23 protein-coding genes are annotated in these 20069 nt (G+C 64.8%); 17 read left to right on the top strand and 6 right to left on the bottom strand.

The annotated features are described in order from the left end of the window. Positions 1-16: 16 nt before the first annotated feature. The 3 genes from ACP159_RS12195 to ACP159_RS12185 form a co-directional block, all read right to left on the bottom strand. Positions 17-487 (bottom strand): SRPBCC family protein, encoded by a 471-nt coding sequence (locus tag ACP159_RS12195; RefSeq protein ID WP_425099995.1) that lies wholly within the window; start codon positions 485-487, stop codon positions 17-19. Further along, positions 465-824 carry an ArsR/SmtB family transcription factor gene (locus ACP159_RS12190; protein ID WP_425099994.1) on the bottom strand — a complete coding sequence of 120 codons (360 nt, stop codon included), beginning with the start codon at positions 822-824 and terminating at the stop codon, positions 465-467. Before ACP159_RS12190 ends, ACP159_RS12195 begins: the two co-directional genes overlap by 23 nt. Positions 825-933: 109 nt before the next feature. After that, entirely contained in the window at positions 934-2223 is a 1290-nt protein-coding gene (locus ACP159_RS12185; RefSeq protein WP_425099993.1) for a DEAD/DEAH box helicase, read from the bottom strand. Positions 2224-2705: 482 nt separating this feature from the next. Between ACP159_RS12185 and rplO the strand changes: the two genes are divergently transcribed. The 3 genes from rplO to ACP159_RS12170 all read left to right on the top strand — a co-directional run bounded on the left by rplO (position 2706) and on the right by ACP159_RS12170 (position 5221). Then, on the top strand, positions 2706-3170 hold the full coding sequence (gene rplO / locus ACP159_RS12180; RefSeq protein WP_425099992.1) for a 50S ribosomal protein L15: 465 nt from the start codon (positions 2706-2708) through the stop codon (positions 3168-3170). Between the two features lie 114 nt (positions 3171-3284). Beyond that, positions 3285-4646, top strand: a complete 1362-nt coding sequence (gene secY, locus ACP159_RS12175) for a preprotein translocase subunit SecY (protein ID WP_425099991.1) — start codon at positions 3285-3287, stop codon at positions 4644-4646. Beyond that, complete coding sequence (locus tag ACP159_RS12170; protein WP_425099990.1) at positions 4643-5221, top strand: adenylate kinase; 579 nt, start codon at positions 4643-4645, stop codon at positions 5219-5221. The genes secY and ACP159_RS12170 overlap by 4 nt, the downstream gene beginning before the upstream one ends. Before the next feature lie 256 nt (positions 5222-5477). Here the strand turns inward: ACP159_RS12170 and ACP159_RS12165 are convergent, their stop codons facing one another. After that, positions 5478-5885 carry a BLUF domain-containing protein gene (locus ACP159_RS12165; RefSeq protein ID WP_425099989.1) on the bottom strand — a complete coding sequence of 136 codons (408 nt, stop codon included), beginning with the start codon at positions 5883-5885 and terminating at the stop codon, positions 5478-5480. 284 nt (positions 5886-6169) lie between these two features. Between ACP159_RS12165 and rpsM the strand changes: the two genes are divergently transcribed. The 4 genes from rpsM to rplQ all read left to right on the top strand — a co-directional run bounded on the left by rpsM (position 6170) and on the right by rplQ (position 8673). Next, positions 6170-6538, top strand: a complete 369-nt coding sequence (gene rpsM, locus ACP159_RS12160; protein ID WP_425099988.1) for a 30S ribosomal protein S13 — start codon at positions 6170-6172, stop codon at positions 6536-6538. A 15-nt stretch (positions 6539-6553) separates the two neighbouring features. Continuing rightward, complete coding sequence (gene rpsK / locus ACP159_RS12155; RefSeq protein WP_425099987.1) at positions 6554-6946, top strand: 30S ribosomal protein S11; 393 nt, start codon at positions 6554-6556, stop codon at positions 6944-6946. Between the two features lie 121 nt (positions 6947-7067). After that, positions 7068-8084, top strand: a complete 1017-nt coding sequence (locus tag ACP159_RS12150; protein ID WP_425099985.1) for a DNA-directed RNA polymerase subunit alpha — start codon at positions 7068-7070, stop codon at positions 8082-8084. A gap of 163 nt (positions 8085-8247) precedes the next feature. After that, complete coding sequence (rplQ, locus tag ACP159_RS12145) at positions 8248-8673, top strand: 50S ribosomal protein L17 (protein ID WP_425099984.1); 426 nt, start codon at positions 8248-8250, stop codon at positions 8671-8673. A gap of 57 nt (positions 8674-8730) precedes the next feature. On the opposite strand, the gene ACP159_RS12140 is transcribed toward rplQ, so the two are convergent. After that, entirely contained in the window at positions 8731-9321 is a 591-nt protein-coding gene (locus tag ACP159_RS12140) for a metallophosphoesterase (RefSeq protein ID WP_425099983.1), read from the bottom strand. 127 nt (positions 9322-9448) lie between these two features. On the opposite strand from ACP159_RS12140, the gene ACP159_RS12135 reads away from it, so the two are divergent. Beyond that, positions 9449-10075, top strand: a complete 627-nt coding sequence (locus ACP159_RS12135; RefSeq protein WP_425099982.1) for a YitT family protein — start codon at positions 9449-9451, stop codon at positions 10073-10075. Here ACP159_RS12135 and ACP159_RS12130 read toward each other — a convergent pair. Next, the gene (locus tag ACP159_RS12130; RefSeq protein WP_425099981.1) at positions 10060-10455 is read right to left on the bottom strand and encodes a thiol-disulfide oxidoreductase DCC family protein; all 396 of its coding nucleotides are present in this window, start codon (positions 10453-10455) and stop codon (positions 10060-10062) included. The genes ACP159_RS12135 and ACP159_RS12130 overlap by 16 nt on opposite strands. 113 nt (positions 10456-10568) lie before the next feature. On the opposite strand from ACP159_RS12130, the gene ACP159_RS12125 reads away from it, so the two are divergent. From ACP159_RS12125 to ACP159_RS12085, 9 genes are all read left to right on the top strand, one after another. After that, the gene (locus ACP159_RS12125; RefSeq protein WP_425099980.1) at positions 10569-11945 is read left to right on the top strand and encodes a trypsin-like peptidase domain-containing protein; all 1377 of its coding nucleotides are present in this window, start codon (positions 10569-10571) and stop codon (positions 11943-11945) included. Beyond that, positions 11945-13252: a replication-associated recombination protein A gene (locus ACP159_RS12120; protein ID WP_425099979.1), complete on the top strand. Its 1308-nt coding sequence runs from the start codon at positions 11945-11947 to the stop codon at positions 13250-13252. The genes ACP159_RS12125 and ACP159_RS12120 overlap by 1 nt, the downstream gene beginning before the upstream one ends. Positions 13253-13345: 93 nt before the next feature. Continuing rightward, positions 13346-13720, top strand: a complete 375-nt coding sequence (crcB, locus tag ACP159_RS12115; protein WP_425099978.1) for a fluoride efflux transporter CrcB — start codon at positions 13346-13348, stop codon at positions 13718-13720. Then, positions 13717-14781 (top strand): RluA family pseudouridine synthase, encoded by a 1065-nt coding sequence (locus tag ACP159_RS12110; protein WP_425099977.1) that lies wholly within the window; start codon positions 13717-13719, stop codon positions 14779-14781. The genes crcB and ACP159_RS12110 overlap by 4 nt, the downstream gene beginning before the upstream one ends. Next, positions 14778-15449: an HAD-IA family hydrolase gene (locus ACP159_RS12105; protein WP_425099976.1), complete on the top strand. Its 672-nt coding sequence runs from the start codon at positions 14778-14780 to the stop codon at positions 15447-15449. The genes ACP159_RS12110 and ACP159_RS12105 overlap by 4 nt, the downstream gene beginning before the upstream one ends. 5 nt (positions 15450-15454) lie before the next feature. Continuing rightward, on the top strand, positions 15455-16162 hold the full coding sequence (locus ACP159_RS12100) for an ATP12 family chaperone protein (protein ID WP_425099975.1): 708 nt from the start codon (positions 15455-15457) through the stop codon (positions 16160-16162). Between the two features lie 214 nt (positions 16163-16376). Then, on the top strand, positions 16377-17393 hold the full coding sequence (locus ACP159_RS12095) for an amino acid ABC transporter substrate-binding protein (protein ID WP_425099974.1): 1017 nt from the start codon (positions 16377-16379) through the stop codon (positions 17391-17393). Positions 17394-17536: 143 nt separating this feature from the next. Beyond that, positions 17537-18766: an amino acid ABC transporter permease gene (locus tag ACP159_RS12090; RefSeq protein WP_425099973.1), complete on the top strand. Its 1230-nt coding sequence runs from the start codon at positions 17537-17539 to the stop codon at positions 18764-18766. A 3-nt stretch (positions 18767-18769) separates the two neighbouring features. Beyond that, entirely contained in the window at positions 18770-20068 is a 1299-nt protein-coding gene (locus tag ACP159_RS12085) for an amino acid ABC transporter permease (protein WP_425099972.1), read from the top strand. Position 20069: the final 1 nt, after the last annotated feature.

Genomic DNA, 20069 nt, shown 5'->3' with positions numbered 1-20069 from the left:
GCCGGGGCCGCCTTTGCTATCTCTGCAAGCTCTGTGCGTATTCGACCAGCTGATCGACCACCGTGCCCCAGCCGTCATAGAAGCCCATCGCTTCATGCTGCTGCGCCGTCTCGGCGCTGCGATGGCGGGCGGTGGCGGTGTAGATCGTGCCGCCCTTACCATCGTCCTCAAGGTCGAGAATGGCCGTCATGAATGGGTCGGGCTTGGGTTTCCAGCCTTCGGTATAGGCGTCGGTGAAAACGAGCCGCTTGCCCGGGACGACTTCGAGGTACACACCCTCGTTTGGCATCTCATTGCCTTCGACCACCATCACGGTGTTGAACTTGCCGCCGACACGCAGGTCGATCTCGACGGATTTGATGCTGTGCGGCCGGGGAACGAAGAAATGCGGGATATGCTCCGGCGAGGTCCAGCATTCCCAGACCAGCGCCGGGGGCACGGGCAGGGCGCGGGTGAAGGTGAGGTCAGTCTTTGGATCGAGGTCCATGGGCGCGTTCCTTGTACAGTCGGGTTACGTAGTCGTCGAAGCGGTCAAGGCGGCCTTTCCACAGCGCGCGCTGCTCGTCGAACCAGTTTTGCGCGGGGGAAAAGGCGTCGGGTGCCAGCGCATAGGTGCGTTGGCGGCCGGTCTTCTGCGAAGTCACCAGTCCGGCGGCTTCGAGTTTGCTCAGGTGCCCCATCAGCGAGGGCAGGGCAATGTCATGCGGCGCGGCGAGTTCGGAGGTCGTCGCGGGGCTGCGGGCCAGCCGGGTCAGGATCTCGCGCCGGACAGGATTGCCGAGGGCGGTGAAGAGTGCGTCGAGGGTGCCTTCATGCTTAGCCATGTTCCTAAGTAATGGGGCGCAGGCGAGTCGCGCAAGCAAAAAAGTTAGGGAATTAACTAAGTAATTGGGAAAGGAAAAGCCGGGCGACATGGCCCGGCTTTCATATGTCTTACGCTGCGCGGGAGCGTCCGCCGCCGGAACGCCGGGACCTGCTGCGACCACCGCCGTTGCCGCCACCGCCACCGGAGCGGCTTTGCGGCTTGCCACCGCCACCACCACCGTTGCCGCGACCCCGGCCACCGCCGTTGGCGGGTTTCTTCTTGGGGAAGTCCTGCCAAGGCTGGCCGGAGGCGACGTCGATGTCGCGCTTCATCACCTTCTGGATGGCAATGAGTTCCATCATCTCCTCGGGCGAGCAGTAGGCGACGGCGGTGCCATCTCGGCCCGCGCGGGCGGTGCGGCCGATGCGGTGGACATAGTTGTCCGGCACGTTCGGCAGGTCATAGTTGTAGACGTAGCGCACCGCGGGGATGTCGATGCCACGGGCGGCGACGTCCGTGGCGACAAGCACCTTCAGTTCACCGTCCTTGAAGGCGGCGAGGGCGCGGTCGCGCTGGCCCTGCGACTTGTTTCCGTGGATCGAGCCAGCGGCAAAGCCCTGCGCTTCCAGGTTCTTCTTCAGCCGTTCGGCGCCGTGCTTGGTGCGGGCGAAGATCAGCGCCGCGTCGTCACGATGCCGGTCGAGGTGCATGATCAGCAGCTTGGGCTTGTGGGCCTGCTCGACGAAGTGCACGGACTGGTCGATCTTCTCGATCGGCTTGCCCGGGGGCGAGACTTCGACGCGGATCGGGTCGGTCAGGTAGGATTGCGCCAGTTCGGCCATCTGCTTCGGCATGGTGGCCGAGAACAGCATGGTTTGGCGGTCCTTCTTGAGCAGCGGGGCGATCTGGCGCAGGGCGTGGATGAAGCCCATGTCGAGCATCTGGTCCGCCTCGTCAAGCACGAGGAAGCCGGTTTTGGACAGGTCCACGGCCTTGCGGTCGATCAGGTCGATCAGGCGGCCCGGGGTGGCGACGAGCAGGTCCGTGCCCTTTGCCAGCTTCTGGGCCTGCGCATTGAGGGACTGGCCCCCGACGACGAGGTTGATGCGCACCTGCATGCCCTCGGCATAGGCGCGGAGGTTGTCGACGATCTGCTTGGCGAGTTCACGGGTCGGCGCGAGGATCAGGCCGCGCGTGGTCTTCGGCGCGGGGCGGCCTTCCATGCGGGACAGCGCCGACATCAGCGGCAGGCCAAAGGCGGCGGTCTTGCCGGTGCCGGTCTGGGCGAGGCCCATCACATCGCGGCCTTCGAGGGCGTGCGGGATGGCCTGTACCTGGATCGGAGTCGGTTCGGTGATGTTCAGCTCGACAAGGTTGGCGAGCAGGCGGGGCGGGAGCCCCAGGGATTCGAATTTCAAGTGGTCTGTCCTTTGGACGTGGCGAGGCCGGTTGCCCCGCGAATAGGGTTTCGCCCGCGCCGGGGCGCGGGGCTGCGATCGGGTGCGGCAGGGACGGGCCTTTGGCCTTGAACCTGCGCTGGACCCCCGCGTGAATTGGGAACCGGTTGGAGTGGTCTGCCGTGCGGGCCGTCGATGGTGCTGTTGGCACCAATGCCATGCTGCCCCGCTCACGCGGCGGGTGCGGCAGATGGGAGGCATATGGGGGAAAAGCGGGGCGGAGTCAATGCCGCGCTGCGGCGGGCCAGTTTTCCTCGAGGAAACTTGCAAATTCCTTGGCAAGGAATTTGGCGGATGGCGGCGAGGGCTGGAAAGAGACTTGAACGCGCAAGGCTCCCCGTCTATACGCCCCCGGTGGTCCCTCGGGACCCGATTCACACAATCAAGAAAAGCCGTGGTTGTCCCATTCGCTTCGGGGGGCACATCCGGCAAGGAGAAGCACGATGAAACTGCATGAACTGCGCGACAATCCCGGCGCAACCAAGACCAAGAAACGCGTCGCCCGCGGCCCCGGTTCGGGCAAGGGCAAGACCGCCGGTCGTGGTATCAAGGGTCAGAAATCCCGCTCCGGTGTGGCCATCAACGGCTACGAGGGCGGCCAGATGCCGCTCTACCAACGCCTGCCGAAGCGCGGCTTCAACAAGCCGAACCGCAAGTCCTTCGCCGTCATCAACCTGAGCATCATCCAGAAGTTCATCGACGCCGGCAAGCTGGACGCGGCGAACATCACCGAAGACAGCCTGGTCGAGTCGGGCGCCGTGCGCCGCAAGCTCGACGGCATCCGCGTTCTGGCGAAGGGTGAAATCACCGCAAAGGCCACGATTTCCGTGACCGGCGCATCGAAGTCCGCGATCGAGGCGGTCGAAAAGGCCGGCGGTGCCCTCACCGTGGCGGCTGCTGCCGAATAACTGGTTGTGAGCGGCCACGCCGCCGCTTACATAGACCCCAGTTTTCCAAACTGAGCGCCGCCTGATGCTGGAAAACGCATCAAGGCGGCGTTTGCATTCAAAAGAGAGACCCGCATGGTATCCGCAGTAGAGCAGATGGCCGCCAACACCAGTTGGGCGGCACTAGGCAAAGCCACCGACCTGCGCAACCGCATCCTCTTCACCCTTGGCCTCCTGATCGTCTACCGGCTCGGCACCTTCATCCCGGTTCCCGGGATCGACGGCGCGGCGCTGCGCGAGTTCATGGAGAACGCCGGGCAGGGGATCGGCGGCATGGTGTCGATGTTCACCGGCGGGGCGCTGGGTCGGATGGGCATCTTTGCCCTCGGCATCATGCCCTACATCTCGGCCTCCATCATCATCCAGCTCTTGTCGAGCATGGTTCCGGCGCTGGAGCAGCTGAAGAAAGAGGGCGAGCAGGGCCGCAAGAAGATCAACCAGTACACCCGCTACGGCACCGTGGCGCTGGCGCTGTTCCAGGCCTATGGCCTCGCGGCCTCGCTGGAGGCGGGCGATCTCGCCCATGATCCGGGTTGGTACTTCCGCGCCAGCGTGATCATCACGCTTGTCGGCGGCACCATGTTCCTGATGTGGCTCGGTGAACAGATCACCGCGCGCGGCATCGGCAACGGCATCTCGCTGATCATCTTCGTCGGCATCATCGCCGAAGTCCCGGCGGCACTGGCGCAGTTCTTCGAAAGCGGCCGCTCCGGTGCCGTCAGCCCGGCGGTGATCATCGGCGTGATCGTGATGGTTGTCGCTGTCATCGCCTTCGTGGTCTTCATGGAGCGCGCTCTGCGCAAGATCACCATCCAGTATCCCCGCCGCCAGGTGGGCATGCGGATGACCGAGGCGCAGAACTCGAACCTGCCGGTCAAGGTCAACCCGGCGGGCGTCATCCCGGCGATCTTCGCCTCCTCGCTGTTGCTGCTGCCGGTGACGATCAGCACCTTCTCCGGCTCCGACACCGGGCCGATCATGTCGACGATCCTGGCCTACTTCGGCCCGGGACAGCCGCTCTACCTGCTGTTCTTCGCCGCGATGATCGTGTTCTTTGCCTACTTCTACACCTTCAACGTCTCGTTCAAGCCGGACGATGTTGCGGACAACCTGAAGAACCAGAATGGCTTCGTTCCCGGCATCCGTCCGGGCAAGCGCACCGCCGAGTATCTGGAGTACGTGGTCAACCGCATCTTGGTGCTCGGCTCCGCCTACCTGGCCGCGGTCTGCCTGCTGCCGGAGATCCTGCGCGGTCAGCTGGCGATCCCGTTCTATTTCGGCGGCACCTCCGTGCTGATCGTGGTGAGTGTGACCATGGACACCATCCAGCAGGTGCAGAGCCACCTTCTGGCGCATCAATACGAAGGTCTTATTCAGAAATCGCAGCTTCGCGGTAAGGGTAAGGCCCGCAAGAACAGGGGACCGGCACGCCGATGAACATCATTCTTCTTGGACCGCCCGGCGCGGGCAAAGGCACCCAGGCACAGTTCCTCGTCGAAGAGCGCGGCATGGTGCAGCTGTCCACCGGCGACATGCTGCGCGAAGCCCGCACCAGCGGCACGGAGATGGGCAAGCAGGTGGCCGAGGTCATGGACAAGGGCGGGCTCGTCACCGACGAGATCGTCATCGGGCTGATCCGCGAGAAGCTGGAAACCGTCGACGCGCCGGGGTTCATCTTCGACGGCTTCCCGCGCACGCTCAAGCAGGCGGATGCCCTGGGCGAGCTGCTGGCGGAAATGGGGCAGACGCTCGACCACGTTATCGAACTCCGGGTCGAGGACGAGGCGCTTGTGGGCCGGATCGTCAACCGCGCCGCCGAGGCTGCCGCCGCCGGCAAGCCGGTGCGCGCGGATGACAACGAGGACAGCTTCCGCACCCGTCTCGCGGCCTATTACAAGATGACCTCGCCGCTGGTTGGCTACTACTATGCCAAGGGTCAGTACGAGCGGGTCGACGGCATGGCGCCCATGGACAATGTGAAAGCGCAGATCGCCGCGAAACTCGACGCCTGAGCCGGTTCCATGGATCGAAACGAACGGGCCCGCGCTAACTTGGCGCGGGCCTTTTCATTTGCAGATTCCGGTCCATGGTCAGCGGCAGGAAAAGGCGCGGCGAATTCAGGCCGCGGTCTGTGATGCGGCGTGTCGCCCGCATCGAGCGCGCGTCGGCAAATTTTGACGTAACGTTAACCGGCGCAATGGCCCTGTGTCAGGGCGGCGCGGGTGTCCGGTCGCGAATCAGATGGGGCCAAGACCGCGCCGGGGATCGTCAGGCGGAGCGGAAGGTGTCGCTGGCGATTTCCAGCAGGACGTCGAGTGCTTCCTGAAAGTCCGGCGCCTCGCAGGCGAGCATGTCCACCAGGGAGGCGGCCAGCGTATCGGCGCGGGTCGCGAATCCCATCGACCAGTCCGGAAAATAGCGGGCCTGCGCGGACGCCCGGGTTATGTGCCTGATCCCCTTGTGCCTTTCGTCCCGGGCAATCCGCGCGAAGGTGTCGAGCACGGCGGGTTCGGTGCCTTCCAGGACCTGCACGAATCGCGTGGGGGTGCGCAGCAGGAAACCCGTCACGCCGGCCTCGCTGTTGCGTTCCTGAGCCACTTCGAGGATCTCCATGTCCAAGCGGTGACCGCTGGGATGATCCGATTGGCTCGTGTAGAATAACTGGAACAGGGACATGATTGATTTGGCGCACTTTTTCCGGGGGTGTTCAGTCTTTGTGCCCCGCAAACCGCGGTGTTGGCAAGCCTCTCGTTGCGTCGCGGATCGGGACTTGACGCGGGGCGCGAAACCTCATACGCACCCGCATCTCTTCAAACGAGAGACTCGTCCATGTGCTCCGGGCCCGTCCCGGTTCACAGATCACCTGATCAGCTTCGGCCCGGTGGCACCAGACTGCCTCGGGCCTTCGGTTGTGAAAAAAGGGCCTGGCAGAACGGGCTCGCAACAAAAGGAAATGACCCTTGGCACGTATTGCCGGCGTTAACATCCCGACCAACAAGCGAGTGCTCATCGCACTCACCTATATCACCGGCATCGGCCGGACCTCCTCGCAGGCGATCCTCGAAGCCGTTGGCATCGACCTTGCCCGCCGCGTGAACGAGCTGTCCGACGCCGAAGTCCTCGCCATCCGTGAGCACATCGATGCCAACTACACCGTCGAGGGCGACCTGCGCCGCGACGTGCAGATGAACATCAAGCGCCTGATGGACCTCGGCTGCTACCGCGGCCTGCGTCACCGCCGGAACCTGCCGGTTCGCGGTCAGCGCACCCACACCAACGCACGCACCCGCAAAGGCCCGGCAAAGGCCATTGCAGGCAAGAAGAAGTAAGGGAGGTCCGATCCAATGGCACGCGATACTCGCCGTACCGGCAAGAAAAAGGTCTCCAAGAACATCGCAGCAGGCGTTGCGCATGTGAACTCGACCTTCAACAACACCAAGATCCTGATCTCCGACGTTCAGGGCAACGCTATCTCCTGGTCCTCCGCAGGCACCATGGGTTTCAAGGGCTCGCGCAAGTCGACCCCCTACGCTGCCCAGCTCGCCGCGGAAGACGCAGGCAAGAAGGCACAGGAACACGGCGTCAAGACGCTGGAAGTCGAAGTGCAGGGCCCGGGTTCGGGCCGCGAGTCGGCGCTCCGCGCCCTCGCCGCCGCGGGCTTCAACATCACCTCGATCCGTGATGTGACCCCGATCGCGCACAACGGCTGCCGCCCGCCGAAGCGCCGTCGCGTCTGATACTTGTTAACATTTTGCGGGGTCGGGTCCGGTTCTGGACCCGGCCTCGTGTTTGTCTTTGATGAAACCTCGGGAGTCTGCGCCTTTCGGACATGGGGCACGGGCAAGAATGGAGGGACGCATGATCCACAAGAACTGGGCCGAACTGATCAAGCCGACAGCGCTTGACATCAAGCCGGGCAACGATCCCGCCCGCAAGGCCACCCTGGTTGCAGAGCCGCTGGAGCGCGGCTTCGGCCTCACCATGGGCAACGCGCTGCGCCGCGTGCTGCTGTCCTCGCTGCAGGGCGCGGCCATCACCAGCGTCCAGATCGACAACGTGCTGCACGAGTTCTCCTCGGTGGCCGGTGTCCGCGAAGACGTCACCGACATCGTGCTGAACCTCAAGGGTGTGAGCCTGCGCATGGAAGTCGAAGGGCCGAAACGCCTGTCGATCTCCGCGAAGGGTCCGGGCGTCGTCACCGCCGGTGACATCTCCGAGAGCAACGGCATCGAAGTGCTGAACCGTGACCATGTGATCTGCCACCTCGACGAGGGCGCGGAAGTCTACATGGAGCTGACGGTCAACACCGGCAAGGGCTATGTCTCCGCCGACAAGAACAAGCCCGAAGACGCGCCCATCGGTCTCATTCCGATCGATGCGATCTATTCGCCGGTCAAGAAGGTCGCCTATGACGTGCAGCCCACCCGCGAGGGCCAGGTGCTGGACTATGACAAGCTGACCATGAAGATCGAAACCGACGGTTCCGTGACCCCGGAAGACGCGATTGCGTATGCGGCGCGTATCCTCCAGGACCAGCTGTCGATCTTCGTCAACTTCGACGAGCCGGAATCGGCGCAGCGTCACGACGACGACGACGGTCTGGAGTTCAACCCGCTCCTCCTCAAGAAGGTGGACGAGCTGGAACTCTCCGTGCGCTCGGCGAACTGCCTGAAGAACGACAACATCGTCTATATCGGCGATCTCATCCAGAAGACCGAAGCAGAGATGCTGCGCACGCCGAACTTCGGCCGCAAGTCGCTGAACGAGATCAAGGAAGTGCTGTCGGGCATGGGTCTGCACCTTGGCATGGACGTCGAGGACTGGCCGCCGGACAACATCGAAGACCTGGCCAAGAAGCTGGAAGACAACTTCTGAGTTTCAACGGCCGGTGGGTCGAAGCCCCACCCTACCCACAGCCGGTAGGGTGGGTTTCCAACCCACCAACCCGGGCATCCTGCCCCAAGGAGAGCGACCCGAAACGCAAGGGCCGCCGGACAAAGCAAAACCGCCCGTAGAGGGCACATCTGGAGTAAGACACATGCGTCACGCAAAAGGCTACCGCCGCCTGAACCGCACCCATGAGCATCGCAAGGCGCTCTTCTCGAACATGGCCGGCTCGCTGATCGAGCACGAGCAGATCAAGACGACCCTGCCGAAAGCCAAGGAACTCAAGCGCGTCATCGACAAGCTGATCACCCTCGGCAAGCGCGGCGACATGCACGCCCGCCGTCAGGCCGCTGCCCAGCTGAAAGAGGACAAGGACGTCGCCAAGCTGTTCGACATCCTCGGCCCGCGCTACGCAGAGCGCAACGGCGGCTACTGCCGCGTTCTGAAGGCCGGCTTCCGCTATGGTGACATGGCGCCGATGGCGATCATCGAGCTCGTGGACCGCGACGTCTCTGCCAAGGGCGCAGCCGACAAGGCCCGCGTCGCGGCAGCCGAAGAAGCGGCCGACGCGGAGTAATCCGCCAGTCGCAGGACTGTACGAAGGCCTCGCCCTGCGGCGGGGCCTTTTGTCGTTTCAGCGTGCCTCCGGAACGGTGAGCGGCGGCGGCGGTACGCGTGCCGTACCGCCGTATTCCACCGCCTCGAAATGCGCGTTGTACGGCAGTCCGGCGGCGCGGTTCAGGATGGCGTCGATCTGCACGGGTCGGTAGTCCCACAGGTCCACGCCCACATTGACGCTGTTCCGGGTGCCGGGCCAGAGGTCGTGCACGTGGCCGAACACCTGGCATGCGCCGCTCCCGGAGCGCGGGAAGGCAACCATGGGATAATGGCAGAGCGTCACCTCCATCCCACGGTCCACGTGGTGCCACAGATCGTGCTGCGAGGCCCAGGGCAGGGCCTTCACCACATCGGAATCGTGGTTGCCAACGATCAGGTGCTTCCGCCCCGGGATCGCGTCGAACCAGCGCCGGATCAGCGCTGCATCCCGGTTCTTGCCGAAGGTGAAGTCGCCGACGATCCAGAGGTCATCCTCCGGGGCGACGGTGTCCTGCAATCTCTCGATCAACCCGGTCGTCATTGCCTCGGTGTCTGAAAAGGGCCGGTTGCAGAGCCGCATGATGCGGTCGTGTCCGAGGTGCAGGTCGGCGGTGTACCAATGGGCCAAGGGGCTGCTCCGATGTGCCGTGTTCTTGCCCCTTCCGATCGGAGGCACAGGCATCGTCGGTCGGAAAGGCTTTTGCTGCGATGCAGAATGCGCCATACGGGAGCGGAGATCAAACCCGGAGCCAGCCATGCCGTTTCGTCTGTCCATCTTTGACATCCAGGGCCTCGCCTTCGGCATCGTGGTGACCAGCCTCAGCGTGGTCTTCCTCAAGGCGGGCGGCCTCGTCACCGGGCAGACGGCGGGCATCGCGCTCCTGCTGTCCTATGTCACGCCACTGGACTTCGGCACGCTGTTTTTCGCCATCGGCATTCCGTTCCTGTTGCTGGGCTGGATGCGGCGGGGGGCGGAGTTCGCCTTTCGCACCATCATCGCCGTGGCGGGCATCTCCCTGCTGTCGCAATATTTCCAGAGCATCATCCTGTTCGAGCGGCTGGACACCTGGGTTGCGGCGCTGCTCGGCGGGATGTGCTCCGGCATGGGGTTGATCGCCATCTTCCGGCACAACGCCAGCGCGGGTGGCATGACGATCCTCGGGATCATTCTCGAACAGAAGACCGGGTTCAAGGCAGGCTGGTTCCAACTGGCGGTAGACGCCTGCGTCTTTGCCGCCGCAGCCTTCGTTCTGGACGGAGACCAACTGCTGTTCAGCCTCCTTGGCGCGATCATCACCAACCTTGCCATCGTCTGGAACTTCGACGTGGCGCAGAGCCAGACCGGGCGGCCCGGCTATGGCCGCGCTCAACCCAAGGGCTGAGCCTGCCGTTTCGCTCGTCGCCGGACGTGGCGGGTGTAGATGATGCGCGCGAGGATATGCGTATAGGCCGCCGAAGCCAGTGGCCGGATGACCGGCAGACGCCCGATTCGCGCCATCCAGCGATAGCGCGGCATCTGCTCCCAGAGGATCAGGAAGGCGTCGAGGCCCTTGTAGAGCCTGCCCTCGTGCAGGACGTGCAACAGCCGCGCCGCCTCATCCTCCGTCACGCCCCATGCAGCGAGATCGGTGCTGTTCAGATCGTCGAAGGCCAGCGGCAGCGCCTCGCCTTCGGCATAATCCGCGTAGTGGCAGATCTCGGCGTTACACACCGGGCAATCGGCGTTGTAGAGCGTGCGTGTGGGAAGTCGGGTCTCTGGCATGGCTCTCAGATAGGGATCCGCAAGTCGGCGCCAAGCGGAGCGGACAAGATGCCGCGCCTTGCATTCGCCGGGGCACGGTCGCATATCCGAACCCACGGAAACGGGAGATACCCATGCTTCGCAGCCTCACCCTCATTCTAGCCCTTACTCTGCCGGTCAGCGCCCTCGCGGATCAGGTGGTGCCGCAGTCGCAGGCGCAGATCCAGCTGAGCTTCGCGCCGCTGGTCAGGCAGGCCGCCCCGGCGGTGGTCAACATCTACGCCCGCCGCGTGGTGCAGGAGCGCAGCCCCTTTGCCGGCGACCCGTTCTTCGGCAGTCTGTTTGGCGAGATGCAGGGGCGGCCCCGGGTTCAGAATTCGCTTGGCTCCGGTGTGATCCTGTCGGACGATGGCATCGTGGTGTCGAATTACCACGTTGTCGGGCAGGCAACGGAGATACGCGTGGTGCTGAATGACCGCCGCGAGTTCGCCGCCGAGGTGCTGCTGGCCGATGAGGAAACAGACCTCGCCATCCTCCGGCTGGAGGGCGCGAAGGACATGCCGTTCCTCGGTCTGCGCGACAGCGAGACGGTGGAGGTTGGCGAGCTGGTGCTGGCCATCGGCAACCCGTTCGGCGTCGGCCAGACCGTGAGCAGCGGCATCGTCAGCGGCCTCGCCCGGACCGGCACCGCCACGGGCAATGGACGGGGCTACTTCATCCAGACCGACGCGCCGATCAACCCGGGCAACTCCGGCGGGGCGCTGATCGACACCGAGGGGCGACTGATCGGCGTCAACACCTCTATCCTCACCCGATCCGGCGGCTCCAACGGCATCGGCTTTGCCATCCCCTCGGCCATGGTGCAGCAATTCGTGACACAGGCGCGGGCGGGCGAGGCGCGGTTCCAGCGCCCCTGGGCGGGCATGACCGGGCAGCCGGTGGACGCGGACATCTCCGAGAGCCTTGGGCTCAGCGTGCCCGGCGGAGTCATGGTTGTCGCGTTGCACCCGGCGAGCCCGTTCGCACTGGCCGGGCTGGAACCCGGCGACGTGATCCTGACCGTGGACGGGGCGCCGGTGAACACACCGCCCGAGATGATGTACCGCATGTCGGTGCGCGGCATCGGCGCGGAGTCGGAGATCGCCTATTTCCGCGATGGCACGGAGCAGGTGGCGCATGTGGCGATGATCGCCCCGCCGGACGATCCGCCCGCCGACCGCGTGACACTGGGCGAGTCTGCGGTGCTGCCGGGGCTGAGCGTGGCGCGGGTGAACCCGGCGGTGAGCGCGGAACTGGGCCTCGCGCAGGACGCCGAGGGAATCGTGGTCATGGACCCCGGCCCTTATGGCGCGCGGGCGGGGCTTCAGGCCGGGGACATCCTGCTCGCCATCGACGGGGTCGCGATTGTCCGCCCCGGGGAAGTGGACCGCATCCTGAAACGCGCCGCCCCGCGCATCCAGATCGACGCGCAGCGTGGCGGTCGGCGGATGCTGCTGCGGTTCCGCCTCTGATGGCGGACCTCTTTGACACTCCAGACGCATCGTCCAACGCGCCGCGCCCGCTGGCTGATCGCCTCAGGCCGAAAACGCTGGGCGAGGTGATCGGACAGGCGCAGGTGCTCGGCGCCGAAGCGCCTCTTGGCGTGATGCTGGAAGCGGGCACGCTCGGCTCGATCATCTTCTGGGGGCCGCCGGGGGTGGGCAAGACCACCATCGCAAGGCTGCTGGCAGATGCCACGGACCTGCATTTCGTCCAGATCAGCGCGATCTTCACCGGCGTGCCGGAGCTGCGCAAGGTTTTCGAAGCGGCCAAGCTACGGCGCAAGACGGGGCAAGGCACGCTGCTCTTCGTCGACGAGATCCACCGCTTCAACAAGGCGCAGCAGGACGGCTTCCTGCCGCATATGGAGGACGGGACGATCCTGCTGGTCGGGGCGACCACCGAAAACCCGTCGTTCGAACTCAATGCCGCGCTCCTGTCGCGATCGCAGGTGCTGGTGCTGCAAAGGCTCTCCGAAGGGGATCTGGAGAAGCTGGCGCAACGCGCGGAGCGGGAGCTTGGTCGTGAACTGCCTCTGGACCCGTCGGCAAGGACCGCTCTTCTCGAAATGGCGGACGGCGATGGTCGTGCGTTGCTGAACCTCATCGAGCAGGTAACAAGCTGGAAGGTGGCGCAGCCGCTCTCCACGGAGAATCTCACCACCCGCCTGATGAAACGCGCCGCCAACTACGACAAATCCGGTGACGGCCATTACAACCTGATCTCCGCCCTGCACAAATCCGTGCGCGGCAGCGATCCGGACGCGGCGCTCTACTGGTTCGCACGGATGCTCGAAGCCGGGGAAGATCCGCGTTTCCTTGCCCGGCGCATGACCCGCATGGCCGTGGAGGACATCGGCCTTGCGGACCCGCAGGCGCAGGCGGTCTGCATCGACAGCTGGAACACCTACGAACGCCTCGGCAGCCCGGAGGGTGAGCTGGCCCTTAGCCAAGCCCTCGTCTACCTCGCCCTCGCCCCGAAATCGAACGCGAACTACGTCGCCTACAAGGCGGCGCGGAAGGCGGCGAAGAAGACCGGCTCCCTGATGCCGCCGAAACACATCCTCAACGCGCCGACCAAGCTGATGGAAGAACAGGGTTACGGCGCGGGCTACGCCTACGACCACGACGCGGAGGACGGCTTCTCGGGGCAGAACTATTTCCCCGACGAGATGAAGCGCGAGCAGTTCTACGCCCCCATCGAACGCGGCTTCGAACGCGACCTGAAAAAGCGCGTCGACTACTTCGCCAAACTGCGCCGCGAGCGGAACAAACCCTGACCCGCTGTTTCTTCTTGGTCCAAATACCCAACTCCGCCGCTTGCCTCACGCGCCATCCTTGACAACAGGGGCGCTCCGCGCGAAGGCAGGGCCATGACACCGCTCCTGCAAGTTGCCCTCGGCGGCGCCCTCGGCGCCTCTGGCCGCTATCTCACCGGCCTTGCCGCCACGCACCTTATGGGGCGCGGGTTCCCCTGGGGTACGCTGATCGTCAACATCCTCGGCTCCTTTGCCATGGGCGTGATCGTGGTCGCGCTGGCGCATCTTGGCGGCAACCGCTATGCACCGCTGCTGATGACCGGCGTGCTCGGCGGCTTCACCACCTTCTCGGCATTCTCGCTCGACGCGGTGACGCTTTACGAGCGGGGCCAGGTCAGCCTTGCGGCGGGCTACGTGCTCGCCTCGGTCCTTCTTTCGCTCGGCGCATTGATCGCCGGGCTCCTCGTTGCCCGGAGTTTCGCCCAATGAGCCGTGTCCAGACAGTCACCGTAGGCCCCGGCGACGGCGATCAGCGGCTCGACCGCTGGTTCAAGCGGCATTTCCCGCATGTGGCGCAGGGGCGCATCGAGAAGATGTGCCGCAAGGGCGAGGTCCGCGTCGACGGGGCGCGGGCGAAGGCCTCCACCCGTCTGGAAGTCGGCCAGCAGATCCGCATTCCGCCGCTGCCGGAGCCCGATCAGGTCGCCGCCGAGCGTGCCGAGCGCGAGGCGGAGGCGAAGAGCAAGGTCAGCAAGGCCGATGCGGCGATGATCCAGGGCTGCGTCATCTGGAAGGACGACCACATCATCGCGCTGAACAAGCCGCCGGGCCTGCCGACGCAGGGCGGCAGCAAGCAGACGAAACATGTGGACGGTCTCGCGGAGGCGTTGAAGTTCGGTTACGAGGACAAACCGAAACTGGTGCACCGGCTGGACAAGGACACCTCCGGCGTCCTGCTGCTTGCCCGCACGCAGGAGGCGGCGCGAGGGCTTACGGCGGCACTGCGGCACAAGGAAACCCGGAAGATCTACTGGGCGCTCGTCGCCGGTGTGCCGACGCCCTATCTCGGCGAAATCCGTTTTGGCCTTGTCAAGGCGCATGGGCGTGGATCGCAGGGCGAAGGCGAGAAGATGATCGCCGTGCACCCGCGCGACATGGACAGCACACCCGGCGCCAAGCGGGCGCATACGCTATATGCCACGCTCTACCGTGTCGCCAGTCGCGCCGCCTGGGTGGCGCTCGAGCCGCTCACGGGCCGCACGCACCAGCTTCGGGCGCATATGGCGGAGATCGGCCATCCGATCATCGGCGACGGCAAGTATGGCGGCTCCGGGCAGGAAAACCTCGGCGATGGCTGGGGGGCGCAACTCGGTGGAGTGATTTCGAAAAAGTTGCACCTGCACGCCCGGACCATGGGCTTCCAGCATCCGGTGACGAAGAAGCCCGTGCTGATCCACGCACCGCTGCCGGAGCATATGCAGCAAAGCTGGGAGACGCTGGGCTGGGAAGAGAGCTTCGCCAGCGAAGACCCGTTCGAGGCGCTGCATTGACCGGTCTGAAACTCGCGATCTTCGACGTCGACGGTACGCTTGTCGACAGTCAGGCGGACATCCTCGCCTCGATGGCCACGGCCTTTGCCTCCGAGGGATTGGCTTGCCCGTCGCGGGAGGCGGTGCTCGGAATCGTCGGGCTGTCGCTGGAGACGGCAATTGCGCGGCTGGCACCGAAGCAGGACGCAGAAACCGTGGGGCGCATGGTGGACGCTTACAAGGACCGATACGCCGCGCTGCGGATGGCGGGCGGGGCAGAAAGCTCGCCGCTTTATCCCGGCATGTTCGACCTGCTGCGCCGGCTGCATGCACGGGACGAGATCCTGCTCGGCATCGCCACCGGAAAGTCCCGGCGCGGGCTGACGGCGTTGATGGATAGCCTCGACCTCAAGGGGCTGTTCATCACCACGCAGGTCTCCGACGACCACCCGTCCAAGCCGCATCCGGCGATGGTTCTGGAGGCCTTGAAGCAGGCCGGTGTGGACGCGGGCGACGCGGTGATGATCGGCGATACCACCTATGATATGGACATGGCGGCAAACGCCGGCGTCCGGGGGATCGGCGTGACCTGGGGCTATCACCAGCCCGAGGCGCTTGCAGGTGCGGAGGCGCTGGTGCATGACGCGGCCGCGCTGGAGACGGCGATCCTGGATTTGCTGAAGGATTGAGACGCATGGCGGAATGGGCCCCGAAACGCTTCTGGAAGAACACCGAGATCGGCGCCGTCAATGGCGGCTGGACCGTGACGCTCGATGGGCGGGGGGTGAAGACCCCGGCGAAGACCGCGCTGACGGTCCCGACCGAGGCGCTGGCGCGGGAGATCGCCGCCGAGTGGCAGGCGCAGGGTGACAGGGTCGATCCGGCAACGATGCCCTTCACCCGCATGGCCAACAGCGCGCTCGACAAGGTGACGACGCAACACGCGGAAGTTGCCGACATGCTGGCCGCCTACGGCGATGCCGACCTGCTGTGCTACCGCGCGGGCCATCCAGAGGAACTGGTGACCCGGCAGGCCGCGGCCTGGGATCCGATGCTGGACTGGGCCGCCGAGATCTTCGGCGCCCGACTCGCGCCCCGTATCGGGGTGATTCACGAGCCGCAGGACGGGGCCGCCCTTGCGGCGCTGTCGCGACAGGTACATGCGCTGAACCCCTTCGCCCTCGCCGCCTTTCACGATCTTGTGTCGCTGACCGGCTCGCTGGTGCTGGGTCTCGCGGTGGCGCGCGGCCGCCTTTCCGCCGAGGACGCCTGGCCGCTGTCGCGCATCGACGAGACCTGGCAGGAAGAACAATGGGGCGAGGACGCGGAAGCCAGGGCCTTGGCCGACTACAAAAAAGGCGAATTCCTTCACGCGGCCCGGTTCTTCCAACTGGCTCATTGACTCTTCAGTCAAAAACGATTCAGCCTGTGAGTGCCAGATGGGCAATTGCCCTGTTCTTTGGCATCCTGTCGGGCTTCTTGGCTTGACCTCATGGCGGGAATCCGCCCAAACTCACGGCATGGGGCGGGTTTTCCCACCCTGACCGACAAGAGTCCGGAGCACCGGACATATCAGAACCGCCCTCCGAGGCGGGATAAAACAGGAAGAGGTAAACATGAAAAAAACCGTAATCCTTGGCGCGCTGACCGTTGCCGGCCTGACCGCCACCGCGGCTGCCGCTGCGACGCTGGACGATGTCAAAGCGCGCGGCAAGCTGAACTGCGGTGTGACGACCGGTCTCGTCGGCTTTGCCGCGCCGGATGCGAACGGTGAGTGGGATGGCTTCGACGTCGGCGTCTGCCGCGCAGTCGCAGCCGCCGTTCTCGGCGACCCGAAGGCCGTCGAATTCGTGCCGACCACCGGCAAGACCCGCTTCACCGCGCTCGCATCGGGCGAAATCGACCTGCTGGCCCGGAACACCACCTGGACCTTCAGCCGTGACGTCGACCTGAAGTTCGATTTCGTCGGCGTGAACTATTACGATGGTCAGGGCTTCATGGTCCCGAAGGCGCTGGGCGTGAGCTCGGCAAAGGAACTCGATGGCGCCACCGTCTGCATCCAGACCGGCACCACCACCGAGCTGAACCTCGCGGACTTCTTCCGCGCCAACAACATCAGCTACGAGCCGGTTCCGATCGAGACCAACGCCGAGGCGCAGCCGCTGTACCTGGAAGGCGCCTGTGACGTCTACACCACGGACGCGTCCGGCCTTGCGGCGACCCGCGCTGCCTTCGAGAACCCGGGCGATCACGTCGTCCTGCCCGAGATCATCTCCAAGGAGCCGCTCGGCCCGCTTGTCCGCCACGGCGACAACGAGTGGGGCGACATCGCGCGCTGGACCCTCAACGCGCTGATCGCGGCCGAGGAACTGGGTGTGACCGCGGCCAATGCCGACGACATGGCGGCCAACTCGCCGAACCCGGAAGTCAAGCGTCTGCTTGGCACCGAGGACGCGCTGGGCGCGATGCTCGGCCTCGACGCCGACTGGGCCCTGCGCGCCATCAAGGCGGGCGGCAACTATGGTGAGCTCTTCGAGAAGAACATCGGCGAGTCCACCGCGATCGGCCTGTCGCGCGGTCTGAACGCGCAGTGGACCGACGGCGGCCTGCTCTACAGCCCGCCCTTCCGCTAAGATCGAAACGGAGAGGGGCGCGGGATCACCCGCGCCCCTTTTCAAATCAGACAACCAAGAAAAACCCGCCACACGAGTGAATGCCCCAAGAGTGGACCAATCCACCGGGCTTCGGGCAGGCGGACAAAAACAGGGATACATTCATGTCGACGCTCACCGACCCTCCGGTCGAGTCGTTCCGGCTATCGCAGCTGATCAACGACACGCGCTATCGGTCCTACACGTTTCAGTTCATCGCTTTGCTCTGCCTGATCGGGCTGATGGCCTATCTGGGCTGGAACCTGATCGAAAACCTCGCCACGGCCGGTCTCAACATCTCCTACGGGTTCCTCGAGGAGCGATCGGGCTATGACATCAACCAGCGCCTGATCGAGTACACGAGCCAGTCGACCCACCTGCGCGCCGCCATCGTGGGCGTGCTGAACACGCTCCTGGTCGCGGTCGTCGGTTGTACCTTCGCCACCATCATCGGGGTTGTCGTCGGCGTGCTGCGTTTGTCGAAGAACTGGCTGATCTCCAAGCTGATGGCCGTCTACGTCGAGATCTTCCGCAACGTGCCGGTGCTGATCTGGATCCTGATCGTCATGGCGATCTTCGTCGCTGTGCTGCCGCAGCCGCGTGATTTCCGGGGCGATGATGCAACGGCGTCGATGTTCCTTGGCCTCTTCGCCTTCACCGGGCGGGGCTTCTATCTGCCGATGCCTTATTTTTCCGCGGCTTGGGCGACGGGGGGCACGGGCTGGCTGGTGATCCTCGCCATCCTCGCCGGTGCGATCGTCGGCACGGGCCGCATTTCCCATTGGGCCACGGTCCAGCAGGAGGCCACCGGCGTGCGGCCCAAGACGTGGCCGTTCACGCTCGGCCTGTGGCTGATCCCGCTACTTGCGGCTTTCGTCATCATGGGGCTGCACTGGGAAATCCCGGCGCTGCAGGGCTTCAACTTCCAGGGCGGCATCTTTGCCCGCAACTCTTTCATCGCGCTGACCCTCGCCCTGTCGATCTACACCGCGGCCTTCATCGCGGAGAACGTCCGGGCCGGCATCCTCGCCATCTCCAAGGGCCAGACCGAAGCGGCGGCCTCGCTCGGCCTGCGCCCCCGCCGGATCATGAACCTCGTGATCCTGCCGCAGGCGCTGCGCGTCATCATCCCGCCGCTGATCTCGCAGTACCTGAACCTGACGAAGAACTCCTCGCTCGCCATCGCTGTGGGCTACATGGACCTGACCGGCACGCTGGGCGGCATCACGCTCAACCAGACCGGCCGCGCCATCGAATGCGTTCTGCTGCTGATGCTGTTCTACCTGACCATCAGCCTCGCCATTTCCGGCATCATGAACGTCTACAACAATTCCGTGAAGCTGAAGGAGCGCTGAGCCATGTCTGACACACATGCACAGACCGTCGCCTATGTCCGCGACACGATGCTCCCGCAGCAGCCGCCGCCCGCCTCCGAGGCGGGAGCGGTCAAATGGGTGCGAGCGAACCTGTTCCCGGACATCCTGAACGGGCTGCTGACCCTTGTGGCGCTGTTCATCATCTTCAAGATCCTCGCGGGCTTCCTGCCTTGGCTGTTCGGCGGCATCTGGCACACCCAGTCGCTGGCCGAATGCCGGGAGATCCTCGACGGGGCGACGGGCGGCTGTTTCTCGGTCCTGACGGAGCGCTGGAACCAGCTCCTGTTCGGGTTCAAGTACCCGAGCGAGGAATACTGGCGACCGGCGCTGGCCTTCGTGATGCTCTTCGTCGCGGCAGCGCCGTTGCTGTTTGCGATGTACGTGCCGCGGCAGGTGCTCTACTTCACCGCGCTCTATCCGTTCATCGCCTTCTGGCTGATCTGGGGCGGCACGATCCTGACCCCGATCATGGCGCTGCTCGGCTTCATCGCGGGTTACATCGCCTTCAAGAAACTCGAAGCATCCAGTTTCGCGGGTGCACTCGGGGCCGCCGTTGTCACGGCCTTCATCGTCTGGTTCCTCGGCGGCTATGTCACCGGGGCGATGTCCGGGGTTCTGGCCCTGCCGGAGGTCCCGAGCCGGGACATGGGCGGCTTCATGCTGAATTTCATCCTCGGCACCGTCTGCGTCTCGCTCTCCTTGCCGATCGGTATCCTGCTGGCGCTGGGCCGTCAGTCGCACATGCCGATCATCAAGTGGATCTGCGTGGTCTTCATCGAGTTCATCCGCGGCGTGCCGCTCATCACGCTGCTGTTCGTGGCAAACGTGGTTCTGGCCTACTTCCTGCCGCCGGGCACGACCTTCGACCTCATCCTGCGGGTGATCATCATGATCACCATGTTCTCCTCGGCCTATATCGCAGAGGTGATCCGGGGCGGCCTCGCCGCTCTGCCGAAGGGGCAGTACGAGGCGGCGGACAGTCTGGGGCTGGATTATGCGCAGTCCATGCGGCTCATCATCATGCCGCAGGCGCTGAAGATCTCCATCCCGGGCATCGTCAACGTCGCCGTGGGCCTGTTCAAGGACACCACCCTCGTGTCGGTCATCTCGATGTTCGACCTCGTGGGCATGATCCGAGGCCCGATCCTCGCCTCGACCGAATGGAACGGCGTCTACTGGGAACTCTGGGGTTTCGCGATCCTGATGTTCTTCCCCGTCTGCTACGGCATTTCGCAATATTCGCAGTGGCTCGAGCGTCAGCTTGCCACCGATCATCGTTAAG

The organism is Tropicibacter sp. S64 (assembly GCF_049803835.1).
In the GTDB taxonomy this organism is placed as follows: Bacteria; Pseudomonadota; Alphaproteobacteria; order Rhodobacterales; family Rhodobacteraceae; genus Pacificoceanicola.
The sequence above is the reverse complement of the archived record's forward strand: the minus strand, read 5'-3'. Positions and strand labels throughout refer to the sequence as shown.